This is a genomic window from Xenorhabdus eapokensis (genome assembly GCF_001908105.1).
In genome coordinates this window covers 1-299 of the sequence record NZ_MKGQ01000201.1, presented here as the reverse complement: position 1 = coordinate 299, position 299 = coordinate 1, and the positions used below count along the sequence as shown (strand labels likewise).

1 protein-coding gene is annotated in these 299 nt (G+C 36.5%); it reads right to left on the bottom strand.

The genetic code is table 11. From position 1 onward, the window contains the following. Nucleotides 1-249 (bottom strand): transposase (locus tag Xedl_RS20155; RefSeq protein WP_208605119.1); only part of this gene is annotated, 249 nt, incomplete at its 3' end. Nucleotides 250-299: the final 50 nt, after the last annotated feature.

The window sequence follows — 299 nt, the reverse complement described above, 5'->3', positions numbered from 1 at the left end:
AGATAACAATTTGAATAATAGCTCAAAAACCCCTTTTTTTGACCAGGCATTGAAACGCTTAAAAAGGGTATTCCATTTTCCGAATTCCTCGGGTAAATCCCGCCACGGACATCCCGTTCTCATTCGATAAAGTATTCCTTCGAAAGTTAGGTAATGTTCTTCTTTGTAGTAAATGAATCCATGTTGTTGCATCAATACAGCTAAATGACTTTTCAAAATGGTAGGAGTATCAAAGAAACTCAGTCCCATTTTTGCGAATTTGGATTTTCCAGACACAAAAAAGCAAAAAGAAGGACTGA